The 18,772-nt window shown below is 35.7% G+C and carries 9 protein-coding genes; 5 read left to right on the top strand and 4 right to left on the bottom strand.

Annotated elements, in window-relative coordinates:
- Window positions 1-4 precede the first annotated feature (4 nt).
- The 3 genes from FDM27_RS09850 to leuC form a co-directional block, all read right to left on the bottom strand.
- Window positions 5-1,528: an alpha-isopropylmalate synthase regulatory domain-containing protein gene (locus tag FDM27_RS09850; protein ID WP_140486121.1), complete on the bottom strand. Its 1,524-nt coding sequence runs from the start codon at window positions 1,526-1,528 to the stop codon at window positions 5-7.
- Window positions 1,529-1,669: 141 nt separating this feature from the next.
- Complete coding sequence (gene leuD, locus FDM27_RS09845; protein ID WP_140486120.1) at window positions 1,670-2,266, bottom strand: 3-isopropylmalate dehydratase small subunit; 597 nt, start codon at window positions 2,264-2,266, stop codon at window positions 1,670-1,672.
- A gap of 127 nt (window positions 2,267-2,393) precedes the next feature.
- Entirely contained in the window at window positions 2,394-3,788 is a 1,395-nt protein-coding gene (leuC, locus tag FDM27_RS09840; RefSeq protein ID WP_071184044.1) for a 3-isopropylmalate dehydratase large subunit, read from the bottom strand.
- Window positions 3,789-4,473: 685 nt separating this feature from the next.
- On the opposite strand from leuC, the gene dnaE reads away from it, so the two are divergent.
- The gene (dnaE, locus tag FDM27_RS09835) at window positions 4,474-9,012 is read left to right on the top strand and encodes a DNA polymerase III subunit alpha (RefSeq protein WP_140486119.1); all 4,539 of its coding nucleotides are present in this window, start codon (window positions 4,474-4,476) and stop codon (window positions 9,010-9,012) included.
- 253 nt (window positions 9,013-9,265) lie between these two features.
- Window positions 9,266-11,983, top strand: coding sequence for a glycosyl hydrolase (locus FDM27_RS09830; RefSeq protein ID WP_140486118.1), 2,718 nt, complete (start codon window positions 9,266-9,268; stop codon window positions 11,981-11,983).
- A gap of 282 nt (window positions 11,984-12,265) precedes the next feature.
- Here the strand turns inward: FDM27_RS09830 and FDM27_RS09825 are convergent, their stop codons facing one another.
- On the bottom strand, window positions 12,266-13,846 hold the full coding sequence (locus tag FDM27_RS09825; RefSeq protein WP_140486117.1) for a glycoside hydrolase family 28 protein: 1,581 nt from the start codon (window positions 13,844-13,846) through the stop codon (window positions 12,266-12,268).
- 200 nt (window positions 13,847-14,046) lie between these two features.
- On the opposite strand from FDM27_RS09825, the gene FDM27_RS09820 reads away from it, so the two are divergent.
- The 3 genes from FDM27_RS09820 (at window position 14,047) to FDM27_RS09810 (ending at window position 18,522) form a co-directional block, all read left to right on the top strand.
- Entirely contained in the window at window positions 14,047-15,171 is a 1,125-nt protein-coding gene (locus tag FDM27_RS09820) for a glycoside hydrolase family 88 protein (protein WP_071184040.1), read from the top strand.
- A gap of 116 nt (window positions 15,172-15,287) precedes the next feature.
- Entirely contained in the window at window positions 15,288-16,622 is a 1,335-nt protein-coding gene (locus tag FDM27_RS09815) for a right-handed parallel beta-helix repeat-containing protein (RefSeq protein WP_140486116.1), read from the top strand.
- Between the two features lie 97 nt (window positions 16,623-16,719).
- Window positions 16,720-18,522, top strand: a complete 1,803-nt coding sequence (locus FDM27_RS09810) for a prolyl oligopeptidase family serine peptidase (protein WP_140486115.1) — start codon at window positions 16,720-16,722, stop codon at window positions 18,520-18,522.
- Window positions 18,523-18,772: the final 250 nt, after the last annotated feature.

The raw sequence follows: 18,772 nt of genomic DNA, 5'->3' as shown, positions 1-18,772 counted from the left end.
TAATTTAAACTGCTATTACGTTGAGCATTTTTTGAGTTGCAATGATTGCAGCTACGGTTTGGTCAGAATCCAATCCTCTTGTTTTGAATTCTTTTCCGTCGTTTACCCAGGTGATAATGGTTTCACATAAAGCATCCGAACTACTTCCAGGAGGGATTCTTACCGCGTAATCAGTAAGTTTAGGTAAAGTCATTTTCTTGGTTTTATAAATTTTTGTCAAAGCATTCATAAAAGCATCAAATTGACCATCTCCTTGTGCGTGTTCCTCGATGATTTGTCCGTCTATTTTTAAGCAAATAGTAGTTGACGGTCTCATTCCTTTGGCGTGAGATAACAAATAGGATTCTACGGTAACTTTTTCCTGATACGTATGACTGTCTAATACGTCAGAGATGATGTAAGGCAGATCTTCTTTGGTAACTGTTTCTTTTTTGTCTCCCAATTCAATAATTCTTTGGGTGACCAATTTTAAATCTTCCTGATTTAATTGCAAACCTAATTCCTGAAGATTTTTTTCAATATTAGCTTTTCCGGAAGTTTTTCCTAAAGCGTATTTTCTTTTTCTTCCAAAGCGTTCCGGAAGTAAATCGTTGAAATATAAATTGTTTTTGTTGTCTCCATCAGCGTGAATTCCGGCTGTTTGAGTAAAAACATTGTCGCCTACAATTGGCTTGTTGGCTGGGATTCGGTAACCGGTAAAGGTTTCGACTAATTTACTAACTGAGTATAAAGAAGTTTCTTTTACACCAATTTCGATTTCGGGCATGAAATCATTGATTACTGCAATCGTACTGGCCAGTGGCGCATTTCCGGCGCGTTCTCCCATTCCGTTTACGGTCACGTGCAATCCGTGAATACCTGCTTTTAAGGCTTCCATTACGTTAGCAACGCTTAAATCGTAGTCGTTGTGTGCGTGGAAATCAAAATGAATTCCAGGGTATCTTTGAGTGATTTCTGAAATATATTCGAAAGTTTCCGAAGGAATAAGTACGCCCAAAGTATCCGGAAGCAATATTCTTTTTACGGGTTGGGTGCTGATGAAATCTAAATATTGGTAAACGTATTCAGGTGAATTACGCATACCATTACTCCAGTCTTCTAAATAAACATTGGTTAAAATCCCATTTTCAGTAGCTAAAGCAATACTTTCGGCGATTTCGGCGAAATGCTGTTCAGGTGTTTTTTTTAATTGATGTGTAAGATGGTTGAGTGAACCCTTGGTTAAAAGATTTTGAACTTTTGCACCCGATTTTTTCATCCATTCAATAGAGAGTCCTTTGTCAACAAAAGTCAATACTTCGATTTTATCGGCATATCCTTTTGTTTCTGCCCAAGTCATAATTCCTTTTACACCTTCAAATTCTCCTTCGCTTACACGAGCCGAAGCTATTTCGATGCGGTCAACTTGTAACTCTTCTAATAATAATTGGGCAATGGTTAGTTTTTCTGCAGCAGAAAATGATACTCCTGAGGTTTGTTCACCATCACGAAGCGTCGTATCCATTATTTCAATTTTTCTTTTTCCCATTATAAATTTGATGCTAAAAAAGGTTCTGATTTCATGACTTTGAAATCATTATTTTGTGTGTTTTATAAAACGGTAAAAGCAGCTGCCAGATAATTCCGTGTGGAATGTTTTAGCAGCTGCATTTTTGTATGATTGTGTTATTTAGTAAGGAAGCTTGCTGGCAAAACTTACGATTTCTTCTTTCACACTTTGTAAATAGTCAATATCATCAAAACCATTGATCATATTATTCTTTTTGTATCCGTTGATGTCAAAAGATTCTTTTTCACCTGTAGCTTTCAAAGTAATTGTTTGCTCCGGTAAGTTGATTTCTAATTCTGTTTTAGGATCAGCTTCGATTGCAGCAAAGATTTTATCAGAGAATTCAGGAGAAACTTGTACTGGTAAAACTCCGATATTTAAACAGTTTCCTTTGAAGATATCAGCAAAGAAAGAAGAAACTACAGCACGGAATCCGTAATCGTAAACTGCCCATGCAGCGTGCTCACGAGAAGAACCTGAACCGAAGTTTTTTCCACCTACAAGGATTTTTCCGCTGTAAGTTGGGTTGTTTAAAACGAAATCAGCTTTAGGAGTGTTATCTCCATTGTATCTCCAGTCTCTGAAAAGGTTGTCTCCAAAACCTTCACGTTTTGTAGCTTTCAGGAAACGAGCCGGGATAATTTGATCAGTATCTACGTTTTCTATCGGTAGTGGCACTGCACTACTAGTAAGTATATTAAATTTATCGTATGCCATTTTTATTTTAGATTTTAGATTTCAGAATTCAGATTTTAGATTTTCCATTAAGGGAAATAAACCATGAATATTTAAAATCTTTTTATTTTTATTCTTTTTTGAAATTGTTATTGCTGTTGAAATTCAATTACAACAAATCTCTTGGGTCAGTTAATTTTCCAGTAACTGCCGCAGCTGCTGCCATAATTGGAGAAGCTAACAAAGTTCTTGAACCTGGACCTTGACGACCTTCGAAGTTTCTGTTTGAAGTACTTACTGCATATTTCCCAGCAGGTACTTTGTCATCGTTCATAGCTAAACAAGCTGAACAACCTGGCTGACGCAATACAAAACCAGCTTCAGTAAGAATATCTAAAATTCCTTCTTCTTTAATTTGAGCTTCAACAACGTGAGAACCTGGAACTAACCAAGCTGTAACATTATCTGCTTTTTTACGACCTTTTACAATTTCAGCAAAAGCTCTAAAGTCTTCGATACGACCATTAGTACAACTTCCTAAGAAAACATAATCAATTTGTTTTCCAATCATTACATCGTCTTCTTCGAAGCCCATGTAAGCTAATGATTTTTTGTAAGTTTCCTCACCACCTTCAACTTGGTTGGCAGCTGGGATATGTTTAGTGATACCAATTCCCATTCCAGGATTTGTACCATAAGTAATCATTGGTTCGATATCTTCTGCGTTGATGTTTAATTCAGCATCAAATACTGCATCAGCATCAGTTTTTAAAGTTTTCCAATATTCTACTGCTTTAGTCCAAGCTTCACCTTTAGGAGCATACAATCTGCCTTCTAAGAAATCAAAAGTAGTTTGGTCAGGAGCAATCATACCTCCACGAGCACCCATTTCGATACTTAAGTTACAAACAGTCATACGACCTTCCATAGTCATTTCTTCGAATACATTTCCTGCGTATTCTGCGAAATATCCTGTACCTCCGGAAGTAGTCAATTTAGCAATGATGTATAACGCAACGTCTTTAGGAGTAACTCCTTTGCTTAATTTTCCGTTTACGTTAATACGCATTTTTTTAGGTTTTGGTTGCATGATACATTGAGTAGAAAGAACCATTTCTACTTCAGAAGTACCAATTCCAAAAGCAATAGCACCAAAAGCACCATGAGTAGAAGTATGTGAATCTCCACATACAATTGTAGCACCAGGTAAAGTAATCCCGTTTTCAGGCCCTACTACGTGTACAATTCCATTTTTTTGATGACCTAATCCCCAGTGAGAAATACCGTATTCAGCCGCGTTAGTTTCTAATGCTTTTAATTGATTAGCAGATAAAGCATCGGCAACAGGTAAGTGTTGGTTTATAGTTGGTGTATTGTGATCGGCAGTTGCGAATGTGCGCTCTGGATATAATACTGATACGCCTCTTGATTTTAGACCCAAGAAAGCTACTGGACTTGTAACCTCGTGAATGAAGTGACGATCAATAAAAAACACATCTGGTCCGTCTTCAATTTTACGCACAACATGCGAATCCCATACTTTGTCAAATAATGTCTTGCTCATTTTTTAATTTTTTTTAGTGTATTTCTGTGTTTTGCACTACCCGGTTTTCTAACAGAGTAATAACAAGGACGCAAAAGTATAAAAATGAAATCATGTATTCAATTAATATTATCGATTATATACGATACCCAAACTATATTAATAAGATTGTATGCTTTTATTTTGCTTGCTTGTGTTTTAGAGAGTTAGTTTTTTTATTTCTGTTTGAGAATTATAAAGTTGCGTTTGTAACAGTTGGTAGTTGCTTTGGGTTTTGTGAATTTTTAAGGGTTTTTGATGAATTTCGTTGTTTTGTTTAATAAATCATTGAATGTCTGATTGAAAATAAAAAAATCAACAAGGTTTTGTTTTTGGGTTGTGTTTGTTAAAATCTTTTTTTGTTTAAAAATAAACTACAGTGAGCTGTTTTTTTAAGATGATTTTATTTTGATGAAATATTACGACAACCAAAAAAATAAGAAAGTTGAATTTAATAGGTGTTTTTTATGTTTTTTATTCGTTAATTGTTTGAAAGTTTGTCTTTTTTTAATATTGTCTTTTGTTAATAACTTCCCTTTTCAAGGCCTTAAAAAAAGACTAAATTTGAACTTCTTCTGTTTTCTGTTTATCATTTTTTTATATTTCATGAAATCAATGGTTTATAGGTGGAATTTGGAACTTTTTAATTTGGCTTTTTTTTAAAATTATGTATTTAATATTCGATACCGAAACTACCGGATTACCTAAGCGTTGGGATGCGCCTATAACCGATACGGCTAACTGGCCGCGATGTATTCAAATTGCATGGCAGTTGCATGACGATATGGGACAACTCATCGAGCATCAGGATTATCTGGTAAAACCGGAAGGTTTTAATATTCCCTATGATGCCGAACGAATTCACGGGATTTCGACCGAGTTGGCTCAGGCTGATGGAATTTCGTTGTCTGAAGTCTTAGAAAAATTTAATGTTGCTTTAGGCAAAGCCAAATTTATTGTGGGTCAGAATTTAGGTTTTGATGTCAATATTATGGGCTGTGAGTTTCATCGAATGGGAGTCGATTCGCCTATGGCTTCGATGCCGGTATTGGATACCTGTACCGAAGTAACAGCTTCTTTGTTGAAATTACCCGGAGGTCGTGGAGGAAAATTTAAACTGCCAACTTTAACGGAATTACATAGTTATTTATTCAACGTTCCTTTTGCCGAAGCGCACAATGCAACTGCCGACGTTGAGGCAACCACGCGTTGTTTCTTAGAATTAATTAAAAGAGAGGTTTTTACTAAGGAAGAACTGGATGTTCCAGCTTCTTATTTTCAGGAATTTCAGGCTAAAAATCCGAGAGAAATTCAACTCATCGGATTAAAACATATCAATTTAAAAGCGGCTTCGGATAAAATCAGGGAGCAGCTGCAAAAAGCGGAACCGAATGTTTCGCAAACCACGATTTCAGCAGCCGATAAAGAAGGTTTTGCTGCGGCAAAGTTTGCGCATTTGCATAACCATACCCAGTTTTCAGTTCTGCAATCGACTATTGGGATTGGACCGTTGGTTTCGGTTACGGCTAAAAATGGCTTTCCTGCTGTTGCCATGACCGACACTGGAAACATGATGGGTGCTTTCCATTTTGTGAGTGCGGTAATGAATCACAATAAAGGGGCTTCCGCTAAAAATAAAGCTTTAGTAGAAGCTGGCGAAGAGCCAACAGAAACCGAAATCAAACCGATTGTAGGTTGCGAATTCAATATTTGCGAAAACCATTTGGATAAAACCAAAAAAGACAATGGTTACCAGGTCGTTTTATTGGCAAAAAATAAAAAAGGCTATCACAATTTGGCCAAAATGGCTTCGATTGCCTATGTAGATGGTTTTTATTATGTACCAAGAATTGATAGAAAAGTTGTAGAAAAATACAAGGAAGACATCATGGTTTTGTCGGGGAATTTATACGGAGAAATTCCGAGCAAAATTTTGAATATTGGCGAAAACCAAGCCGAAGAAGCTTTACTTTGGTGGAAAGCACAATTTGGAGATGATTTTTATCTCGAAATCATGCGCCATAATCAGGAAGATGAAAATCGTGTAAACAAAACTTTGATTGAGTTTTCGCAAAAGCATAATGTTAAGTTAATTGCAACGAATAATACCTATTATTTAAATAAACAAGATGCCAATGCGCACGATATTTTATTGTGTGTAAAAGATGGTGAAAAACAGGCAACGCCTATAGGTCGTGGTCGTGGCTATCGTTATGGATTACCCAATCAGGAGTATTATTATAAGTCGGGAGAGGAAATGAAAAATCTCTTTGCCGATTTGCCTGATGCCATTATCAATATACAAGAAATAGTTGATAAGGTCGAAATTTACTCGCTTTATCGTGATGTACTGCTTCCAAAATATGATATCCCTCAGGAATTTGTTGATCCTGAAGATGAAAAAGACAATGGTGTTCGTGGTGAAAATGCCTATTTGCGTTACCTTACCATGGAAGGAGCTAAAAGACGTTACGAAGAAATAACCCCCGATATTCAGGAACGTTTGGATTTTGAGTTACTGACCATTTCAAACTCTGGTTATCCGGGTTACTTTTTGATTGTGCAGGATTTCATTGCCGAAGCGAGGAAAATGGATGTTTCTGTCGGACCAGGACGTGGATCGGCGGCAGGTTCGGCGGTGGCTTATTGTTTAGGAATTACCAATATTGACCCGATTAAGTACGATTTGCTTTTTGAGCGTTTCCTGAATCCGGATCGTGTGTCCATGCCCGATATTGATATCGATTTTGATGATGAGGGGCGTGGTCGTGTAATGGATTATGTTATCAATAAATATGGAGCCAATCAGGTAGCACAGATCATCACTTATGGTAAAATGGCGACCAAGTCGGCAATTCGTGATACGGCGCGTGTACTGGATTTACCTTTATTTGAAGCCGATAGAATTGCGAAATTAATTCCGGCTATGATGCCATCTAAGTGGAATTTGGCGCGTTTTATTTCTGAAAGCGAAGAAGATGTAAAAAAGTCATTGAAATCTTCGGAAGAATTTGATAAGGTAAAAGAACTAATTGGAATTGCTAATGAAGATGATTTAGCAGGAGAAACCATTCAACAAGCCAAAATATTAGAAGGTTCGATGCGAAATACAGGTATTCACGCCTGTGGAGTAATTATCACGCCTTCGGATATTACCAATTATGTGCCGGTAACCACCGCAAAAGATTCTGATTTATATGTGACTCAGTTTGATAACTCGGTGGCTGAAAGTGCAGGATTGTTGAAGATGGACTTCCTGGGGTTGAAGACCCTGACTTTAATAAAAGATACGGTTAAACTGGTAAAATACCGAACAGGAATTCAATTGGATCCCGATACTTTTCCAATTGATGATGTTAAAACCTATGAGTTGTTCCAAAGAGGAGAAACAGTAGGGATTTTTCAATACGAGTCACCCGGGATGCAAAAATACATGAAGGATTTGAAGCCGACGGTTTTTGGGGATTTAATTGCTATGAATGCTTTGTATCGTCCGGGACCTTTGGAATACATTCCTTCTTTCGTTCGAAGAAAAAATGGAGAAGAGCCTATCGTTTATGATTTGGACGCCTGCGAAGAATATCTTGGGGAAACATACGGGATTACAGTTTATCAGGAGCAGGTAATGCTTTTGTCCCAATCCTTAGCCGGTTTTACTAAAGGTGAGGCCGACGTTTTGCGTAAGGCGATGGGTAAGAAGCAGAAGGACGTACTGGATAAAATGAAACCCAAATTCGTAGAACAAGCAGCTACTAAAGGACATGATCCAAAAGTTTTGGAGAAAATATGGAAAGACTGGGAAGCTTTTGCGAGTTATGCCTTCAATAAATCGCACTCGACCTGTTATGCCTGGATTGCCTACCAAACGGCTTATTTGAAAGCTCATTATCCGGCTGAATATATGGCGGCGGTACTTTCGAATAACATGAATGATATTAAACAGGTTTCGTTTTTTATGGAGGAATGTAAGCGAATGGGCTTACAGGTTTTAGGTCCTTCTGTTAATGAATCCTACTATAAATTTACGGTAAACGATGATTATGCCGTTCGTTTTGGAATGGGAGCTATCAAAGGAGTGGGAGCCGGAGCAGTGGAAACCATTGTAGAAAATAGAAAAAACGGATTATACAAATCAATTTTTGATTTGGCTAAGCGAATTGATTTGCGTGCCGCTAATAAAAAAGCTTTTGAGAATTTAGCTTTAGCTGGAGGATTTGATTGTTTTGCGGATACTCACCGTGCGCAATATTTTCATGATGAAGGTGACGGAATTACCTTTTATGAAAAAGCCATGCGTTATGGTTCGAAATTTCAGGAGAATGAAAATTCGTCTCAGGTGAGTCTTTTTGGGGAAGCCAGTGAAGTGCAAATTGCCGAGCCTGTAGTGCCGCCTTGTGAGGATTGGAGTACGATGGAAAAATTAGCCAAAGAGAAAGAAGTTGTTGGTATTTATATTTCAGGGCATCCGCTGGATGACTTTAGATTTGAAATGAAATATTTCTGTAACGCTAAGTTGGAAGCACTCAAGAATCTCGAAGCTTATGTGGGTAAAGCATTGACTTTTGGAGGAATTATCAATGATGTACAACATCGTGTGGCTAAGAATGGTAAAGGCTGGGGGATGTTTACACTGGAAGGATATGATGAGAGTTATGAATTTCGGATTTTTGGAGAAGAGTATTTAAAATTCCGTCATTTTCTGATACAGAACAATTTTACCTATATGAAATTAACGGTAAAAGAAGGTTGGGTGAATCAGGAAACTGGTAAAAGAGCAGAACCAAGATTACAGTTTGTAGAAATAAAACAATTGCAGGATGTTTTAGAAACTTTTGCAAAAAGGCTGGTTGTTTTGCTAAATATTAGGGATTTATATCCAGAATTTATTCATAAGTTGAGTCATCTTTTTAATGAAAATAAAGGAGATAATCAGGTGACTTTTGAAGTGATGGAGATAGAAAAAATTAAGAAACTGGTCGAAACAGTTCCGGTTATGGAGGATAATGAAGAAGTAGTTTTCGAAGACGAAAATGACGATTCTGAAGCTTCTGATGTACCGATAACCAAGGCGGTTCAGGTTACCGAAGTAGAAGAAGTAAAGGTAGTAACTAAGTTGAGTATGGCCAGCAGAAAGTTGAAAATTAAAATTTCGACCGAATTATTACAGGAATTAGAGAAAATGCAGGTCAATTTTAAGTTGAATTGATCCATTGAGATAGTTATAAAAACCCGTCTTGTTTTATAGAATGAGACGGGTTTTTTGTGAGTTTCATTTTGTGTCTATGGCATTATTGTTGTGGAATCAGGATTTGTTTTTAAGAAAAGAAATCGTGCAGCGTTAACAGGACGGGACAGGATGCTTTAGAAGCCGATGTTTTATAATTTCCCCAAATAGAATTAGAATCATTTAGTTCCTCTTAATGATTTATAAATAAATTAAATGTATTAATATAAAATAAATGAAAAAGAAACTCAATTACATTCCGTTTTTTGCCGGGATTCTATTTTCTTTAAATGCTGTGGCTCAAACAAATCCTTGGCCAGAAACTAAAAACGTCAACAAACCATGGGCTCGCTGGTGGTGGATGGGAAGTGCAGTAGATAAACCTAATTTGAAATCCAGTTTGGTTGATTTTCAAAAAGTGGGAATTGGAGGAGTTGAAATCACTCCTATTTATGGAGTGAAAGGTGTGGAGAATAATTTTATCGATTATTTGTCTCCAAAATATATGGAAATGCTGGGCTACACGGTAAAAATTGCCGATAGTTTAGGATTGCAGGTCGATATGGTTCTTGGGACGGGTTGGCCTTACGGAGGTTCTCAGGTTACGCTTCCACATGCAGCTACAAAATTAGTAGTTGAGAAATATGAGGTTAAGAAAAACGAACAATTCAATAAAGAAATAAAAGTAGATCCAACAAAGGAAAAAGTACCAGCCCAATTATTGGCGGTTTCGGCTTATGGTACTGACGGTTCTTATCTTGATTTGACAAGCCAATTAAAAGGAAATCAGTTAAATTGGAAAGCTAAAAAAACAGATTACACGCTGTATGCTGTTTTTGCCGGAAAAACGGGTCAGCAGGTAAAACGTGCTGCGCCCGGAGGAAAAGGCTATACTTTAGATCATTATTCAGAAGAAGCGTTGAATGCTTATGTAGTTCCTTTTGACAAAGCATTAGTAGGGTTTGAAGGGAAATTGAGAGCTATTTTTAATGATAGTTATGAAGTATATGGTACCGATTTTACGCCTCAATTTTTGCAAGAATTTGAGAAACTTAGAGGTTATGATTTGAAGAAATATTTGCCTCAGTTGTTGAGTAAAGAAGATTCTGAAATTGGAAACAGAGTAAAAAGTGATTATCGTGAAACCATTTCGGATTTATTGTTGCATAAATTTGATTTGCCTTGGACGAATTGGGCAAATGCTAAACAGTTTAAAACTAAATTACAGGCGCATGGTTCTCCGGGTAATTTAATTGATTTATATGCATCGGCAGATATTCCGGAGTGTGAAACCTTTGGTTCGATGCCGTATGATATTCCGGGATTCAGACGTGAAAAAGAAGATATTAGAGAAGGTGATGCCGATCCGGTAATGTTGAAATTTTCTTCTTCGGCGGCACATATTGCCGGAAAACCATTGACTTCTTCGGAAACTTTTACCTGGTTAAGAGATCACTTTAAAACGGCTTTGTCACAATGTAAGCCGGAAGCCGAGGATTTATTGCTGAACGGAATCAATCATATCTTTCTTCATGGTTCCACTTATTCGCCTAAAGAAGCAGCCTGGCCGGGATGGAAATTTTATGCTTCGGTAAATTTTAATGCTACCAACACCATTTGGGAAGATGCTCCGGGATTGTTCAATTATATTGCTAATTGCCAATCGATGTTGCAGGTTGGAAAACCAGATAATGAAACCTTGTTGTATTATCCAGTTTATGATACTTGGGGAAAAAATTTAGAAGGGAATTTATTTTTCCAGTTCAAGATTCATTCTTTAAAAGAATGGTTGCACGGAACATCATTTTATGATACGACTAAAAAATTAATGGGGAATGGATATGGAGTTGATTTTATTTCGGATAGTTTTATTGCTCAGGCCAAAGTTGAAAACGGAATACTTGTATTGCCTGGAGGTAGTTATAAATCATTAGTAGTACCAAATTGTGATAAAATGCCATTGGCAACTTTAGAAAAATTAATCGAATTGAAAAAAGCGGGTGCTTCGATTATTTTTGAAGGATTGCCGGAATCAGTTCCGGGATTGAAAGATTATGAAGCTCAAAATACAAAGTTAACTTCATTACTTTCAGATAATAAATCGATTGTGACTCCGGTTAGCGATTTGTTTCAAGCATTACAACAAGCTAATATTCAATCGGAAGATTTGGTTAAAACAGGTTTGAAATTCATCAGAAGAGATTTAGATGGAGAGAAAATCTATTATTTAGTGAATCATACACCTAAAACAATTGAAGGTTTTATTCCTTTGGCTGTAGCCAATAAAGAGGTGCTAATCTTAGATCCATTGAATAGAAATGTTGGTAATGCGATTGTTAAAAAGGAAGGACAAATTACTTTGGTAAAATTGTGCATCGAATCAGGAAAATCATTTATTCTGAAAACAGAAAATACAGCTTCTGAAAAACCTTGGAAATATTACGAAGCCGCAGCTGAGCCAATTGCTTTGAAAGGAGATTGGAAATTGACTTTTGAAAAAGGTGGGCCAGCTTTACCCGCTCCTGCAAAAGTAAGTACTTTAGAATCATGGACTAAAATTAGCCCGGAAACGGAAGCTTTCTCAGGAACAGCATTATATACTTTACAATTTGATGCTCCAAAAGTAGCTGCCGATAACTGGCAATTAAATTTAGGTGATGTGAGAGAAAGTGCTAAAGTTTGGTTGAATGGAGAATATATCGGTGATACCTGGTCAGTGCCATTTACTATCAATTTAGGGAAATTGAAGAAAGGCAAAAACGAATTGAAAGTTCAGGTTACTAATCTTTCTGCGAATAGAGTGATTGATATGGAAAAGAAAGGAAAAGAATGGAAAATTTTCTACGAAATCAATATGGTAGATAAAGATTATAACAAATTTGATGCGACTAAATGGGCTCCAATGCCTTCTGGGTTATTAGGGCCAGTTACCATAACTCCTTTAAAGAATTAGATTTTACTTTAATTCTTAGTAATAAAAAAACTTCCTAAGTGCTCCGGTTTATAGAGTATTTAGGAAGTTTTTATTTTTAAGATAATTTTAATGAATATCTGTTTCTTGTACCAATTATTGAAATGGCATACAGGTAAAACTGATTTTAACGGATTATCGCAGATTGTGATTTACAAAGAGCTATGAAAATCCGTTTTTATCTGTTCAATCAGTGTCACCTGCCTGTCGGCAGACAGGTCTGTGGCCTGTTTTATTATTTAGTCTGCTAATCGGACAGTAATATTAATTTTTTTTAAACCATTTTGTATTCTGCGTATTTGAGCTAGAACGAACAATAATCGAATCAGAAAGTTCTCCCTTGATATCGAGTTTTGCTGCTTTAGGTGTTTTAAAATCAATTTGATTAAAAACAATATTTCTAGAATCTAATAAAAACAATGTTGAATCTTTTGTTGTAATTGATAGGTTCTTAAAAGTGGCATCTCGAAGGTCGTGAGCATTAAATAATTCTTGACAATTTACTTTAGCATTTTTAATAGTCAAATTGGTTACTGGCGATTCAGGAATGCCAAAAACCTTTATAAAAGTGGAGCAGTTTTCGACAATAATATCTTTAATAACGATATTGCGGTATTTTGGAGTAAGTTTATTAATTGCTCTTGCCGGTAAACGATCGGCGAGATCACCAACACTGCCCGAAGTGCCTAACATATCCCATTTGATGGCTGTTAGGTCAAGATTCATTCGAATGCGTTCGTAAGTTAGATTTTCGCCACCACCACCACGAGATCTTCGGGTTTTGAATAAAATCCCCACTCCCGAATTTTTAAAAACACAATCGTGAACGTATAGATTTCTTATCATTCCGGCTGTTTCACTTCCGCAGGTAATTCCGCCATGTCCTTGCAAGGCAAGACAATAACGCACCACTACATTTTCGGTGGATTTATTTACTCTAATACCATCTTCACCGCGACCTGCTTTCATGGTAAAACAGTCGTCGCCAGTGCTTAGATTACAATATTCGATTAATACATTTTTGCTGGATTCAATGTCAATTCCATCACCACGAGGAGTATTTACCGAATTTACGGTTACACCACGAATAATTACATTGTCACAGTAAACAGGAACAATATTCCAAAAAGCAGAATTTTCCAGAGAAACTCCTTCAATATAAACCTTTTTGCAATTGATAGGAGAAATAAACATAGGTGGAAAAATCCAGTCTTGTTTCATTCCGTCAACAATACGTTCCGTTACTGGAGTATTTGGATTAATAACGTTATCGATTACATCTTTTGTTAAAATTCGGTTGCGAATAGAACCTTTTTGAGGGCCTACTAATTTTCCTTTTCCAGTTACGGCAATATTTGTAGCACCATTGGCATAAATACAAGCGCCGAGTGACATGACTTCAATTCCTTCAATTCGGGTAAAAACTACAGGAAGGAAATCTTTTATTTCGCCACTAAAAACTAACTGAGCTTCATTGTCTAAATGAAAATTAATATTGTCTTTCAGTTGAATTCTTCCGGTGAGCCATTTTCCATTTGGGACAACAATTGTTCCTCCGCCTTTGGCACTTAATTGATCAATTGCTTTTTGAATTGTAGTAGTATTTATTTCAGTTGTAGAAAGTGTTAGTGTAACTTTTTCTGATGGGAAAGTTGGTTTTGTAAATTGGATGGTTTTAAAAGGAGCTTTTACAGGCGCAATTTCAGCGGAAAGTATTTTGACACCCACTTCGTTTTCTGTTGGAATGTTTATGGTTGCAGTTGGATTGTCGAGTTGTTTTTTAGTGCTACAAGCAAATACTATTGCTGCTAATAATGTCAGGAATATTGTTGTTTGTAATTTCATGGAGGGGATTTTCTTAAAATTAGTGTGATTCTTCTTTAAAGAAGTAAAATTTCATAGCAAAACTAATTATTAATTTTAATTTAGCAGGATGCTACAGGACAGGAAATAGGGATTTCTAAACTATTTTTACCAGATTAATTTTTATATTAAAATTATTAAGCTCTAAAATTCATTATTAATTCAAAAAAAACAAAAGACAAATGAAGAAATTGGTTTTCATCTTTACATCCTTTTTGTTATACAATTCGGCTTCGGTTGCTCAGCAAACTTTAGATAAAAAAGCAGTTTTGGCACAGATGGAATTGGCTAATAAATATTTTATGGACAAATGGCCTGATACAGGTAAAACCATCATTACAAATAAAGAGCGTCCAAGTAATATTTGGACTCGTGGGGTTTATTATGAAGGATTAATGGCTTTGCACGAAATCTATCCTAAAGAGGTATATTATAAATATGCTTACGATTGGGCCGAATCACACAAATGGGGATTTAACGGAGGTAACACCACTCGTAATGCCGATAATTATTGTGCTGCTCAAACCTATATTGATTTGTACAATTTAGAACCGGATGCTAAGAAGTTGAAAAATACCAAGGCAAATATCAATATGTTGTTGAATACACCTCAAAATGACGATTGGTCCTGGATTGATGCTATCCAAATGGGGATGCCGGTTTTTGCAAAAATGGGTGTTTTGGAAAAAGACAATCGTTATTATGAGAAAATGTATGAAATGTACATGTATTCCAGAAATAATCATGGAGACAACGGATTGTATAACCCAAAAGACGGATTATGGTGGCGTGATGCCGATTTTGATCCTCCTTACAAAGAACCAAATGGAGAAGATTGTTACTGGAGTCGTGGAAACGGGTGGGTAATTGGCGCATTAGCAAAAGTATTGACAATTATTCCAGAGGATGCACCACACAGAGAGCAATATGTAAAAGATTTAAAAGCGATGGCTAAAGCCTTAGTGCCTATTCAAAGAGCCGATGGTTTCTGGAATGCAAGTTTGCATGATCCAAATAATTATGGAGAAAAAGAAGCTTCGGGAACTGCGTTGTTTGTTTACGGAATTGCGTACGGAATTAACAATGGAATTCTAGATAAGAAAACCTATTTACCTGTAGTTGAAAAAGCCTGGAAAGCATTAACAACGGAAAGTTTACATAAAAATGGATTCTTAGGATATTTACAATCTACAGGAAAAGAACCAAAAGATGGTATGCCATTAAGCTATGATAAAATTCCTGATTTTGAAGATTATGGATTAGGTTGTTTCCTGTTAGCGGGTTCTGAAATTTATAAAATGAAGTAATATAAAAACCTATTTTAAATAAGTTTGAAAAAGTTTGTAATAAAAAAAGGGAAGTTAATTAACTTCCCTTTTTAATGGATATTAATTGCTAAAACGCCTAATTTAATTGATTTTTAATGAAATTTAAGATTCTAATTGCAGTAGTTTTTTTGAATAGTTTCTTTTGTTTAGCAAAAGAATTCTACGTCGCTCCTTCAGGAAATGATACTAATGACGGAGCAATTAAAACTCCGGTTGAAACAATCAAAAGAGCACAGGAATTAGCCAGTTCAGGTGATACCGTTTTTATAAGAGGCGGAGTTTATACCATGCGGGAAGACCAAATTGCGCAACAAAAAAGTATTTGGGCTTTTGTTACCAAATTAGATAAAGACGGAATTTCGTATTTAGCTTATCAAAATGAAAAACCTGTTTTTGATTATAAAAATATTAAACCTGCTGGAAAGCGTATTATTGCTTTTTTAGTCGATGGGAATAATATTCATATAAAAGGAATTGAAGTAGTAGGCGTTCAGGTAACACTTAAAAAACACACACAATCCGAATGTTTTGAAGTTCGTGGAAGCAACAATACGCTGGAACAATTAAGTATGCACGACAATATGGCTATTGGAGTTTACATGCTTAGTGGTTCTAATAATTTAGTTTTAAATTGCGATGCTTATAATAATTGGGACTCGGTTTCCGAAGGCGGAAAAGGTGGAAATACCGATGGTTTTGGATGTCATCTTGAAAAAGGAAGCATAAATAATGTTTTTAGAGGTTGCCGGGCTTGGTTTAATAGTGATGATGGTTTTGATTTGATTAGTAATGCTGAGCCGGTAATAATTGAAAATTGCTGGGCTTTTTATAATGGCTATTCTACCGGTTTTATTGGGCGTGCTGATGGAAACGGTTTTAAAATTGGAGGATATGGAGCAGGAAAGAGACCTTATAATGATCTCATAGAAAACTATGCTCCGATACCTAAAAATACAATCCGATTTTGTTTAGCCGTAAAAAATAAACAAAGCGGATTTTATGCTAATCATCATTTAGAAGGCAATTATTGGCAAAACAATACGGCGTATCTGAATAAAAGGAATTACAATATGCTCAATTGTGTAGCTTTGAATCCAACAGATTTTGGTACTGATGGGCCGGGATGGAATCACGAAATGGCTAATAATTTAGGTTTTGCTGCAACCGTGGCTGAATTGACAGATATTGATAAGTCAAGATGTATTTTGAAAAACAATTATTTTGATTTAAAAAATAGTACAGTTACTGCTGCTGATTTTTTAAGTCTTGACGAAAGTTTATTAATGGCACCAAGACAAGCTAATGGAAGTCTTCCGGAAACTAATTTTTTGAAATTGAATCCTGCCAGTAAACTTATAAATGCGGGAACTGATATCGGATTTCCATTTAAAGGTATAGCTCCCGATTTAGGATGTTTTGAACAAAAATGAAAATAATCAAATTTGATATTTTTGTTTAAATTGCATTCGTTTAAAATAAAAAAATAATTAACTAAAAACCATAAAAATAGAATTTTACATTAAAAAGATGAATAAAAATAAAAAGACATTATTATTTGGACTGGTACTTTTTTTAAGTATTTCCATCAAAAGCTTTTCTCAGGAAAGTACAGCATTTCTTTTGTGGGATAAAATTCCGGGAGCTATTAAAAATGAAAAACATGTTGAAAATTCCCGATTAGATGCTAATGGGAACGTGACAGGAGTTGATAAGGTTTCGATTCCAACTTTAACTCCTTTTTTGGTTTCGAATAATAATAAGAAAAATGCTGCTGTGGTGGTTTGTCCCGGAGGCGGATACAGTCATTTAGCTATCGATAAAGAAGGAATTAAAGTAGCAAAATGGTTTAATTCTATTGGGGTTTCGGCTTTCGTTCTTAAATATCGTTTGCCATCAGACGAAATTATGAAAGATAAAAATGTTGGTCCATTGCAAGATGCGCAAGAAGCTATCAGGGTATTACGCAAGAATGCTGCAAAATGGAATTTGGATGAAACAAAAATCGGAATTATAGGTTTTTCTGCCGGAGGGCATTTGGCTTCAACAGCATCTACACATTTTTTAGATAAAGTATATGATTCGAAAGGAGATATCAGTGCACGTCCTGATTTTTCGGTATTGATTTATCCTGTAATTTCAATGGAAGATGGAATTACGCACAATGGTTCGAAAGTAAGTTTGCTAGGAAAAACTGCTTCGGCTGATTTGATTGCTAAATATTCGAATGAAAAACAAGTGAACGAAAATACGCCGCCAACATTCTTGATTCATGCTACTGATGATCGTGCGGTTCCTGTAGAAAATAGTATCAATTATTATTTGGCTTTAAAGAAAAATAAAGTACCTGCCGAAATGCATATTTATGAAAATGGAGGTCATGGTTTTGGATTAGGTAACAAAGGAACAAATACAGATTGGTCAGCTTCTTTAAAACATTGGTTAATTACTAATAAGATTATCGCTGAAAAATCAGCTTATATTTTTTCTTATTTTAAAGGAAATGGCGAAGATGGCTTGCATTTAGCTTACAGTGAAGATGGTTATAAATGGCAATCGCTTAAAAATGACGCTTCTTTTTTAACTCCCGAAGTTGGAAAAGACAAGTTAATGAGAGATCCTTGTGTTATTAAAGGAGGCGACGGTTTGTATCACATGGTTTGGACGGTAAGTTGGACCGATAAAGGAATTGGATATGCTTCTTCAAAAGATTTGATTCACTGGTCAAAACAGGAATTCTTGCCTGTCATGGCTCATGAAAACGGAACTCGTAACACCTGGGCTCCCGAAATTACTTATGATGAGGTGAATAAAGAGTACATGATTTATTGGGCAAGTACCATCGTGGGGAAATTTCCTGAGACACAATCTACTGAAGATAGCGGTTACAATCACCGAATTTATTATACAACCACAAAGGATTTTAAAACTTATAGTCCAACAAAATTGCTGTATGAGCCAGGTTTTAATGTGATTGATTCATCGATTTTAAAAGATGGTAAAGGCTATATAATGTTTTTGAAAGACGAAACAAAAGTTCCTGTGCAAAAAAATCTTAAAGTAGCTTATAGCGATAAATTGACTGGGCCTTATTCAAAAGCAAGTACTCCAATTACGGGGAATTATTGGGCAGAAGGGCCAACAGCTATTAAAATTGAAGGGAAATGGTTGGTGTATTTTGATAAATACCGAGATCATAAATATGGTGCTCTGAAACAAACCGATAATGGCTGGGAAGATGTTTCGGATAAGATGGTTTTTCCATCAGGAATTCGTCATGGAAGTGTTTTCGAAGTACCAAAATCAATGCTTAAGCAGTTGATGAAAGAATAGAAAGAATTTTTACGAGATGAAGTTCCTTAAAAGTGATTGTTATAAGGAGTTTTTACTTTAATCTTATACCATAAACCCGATTGATTAGTTTGTGCTAAATCAGTCGGGTTTTTGCATATATGATATGTTTTCTTTCATAATTTAGTGTTTTTTGTTTTATTTCGAGTCTTTTTATTTTTATAGTGAAATAATTTTTTATATTTGGTAATCGATTACAAGTTTTTATTTGGGATTATTGCTTTTTTTTAGC

This window comes from Flavobacterium sp. GSA192 (assembly GCF_006386525.1).
In the GTDB taxonomy this organism is placed as follows: Bacteria; Bacteroidota; Bacteroidia; order Flavobacteriales; family Flavobacteriaceae; genus Flavobacterium; species Flavobacterium commune.
This window is presented reverse-complemented; position numbering and strand designations above follow the sequence as displayed.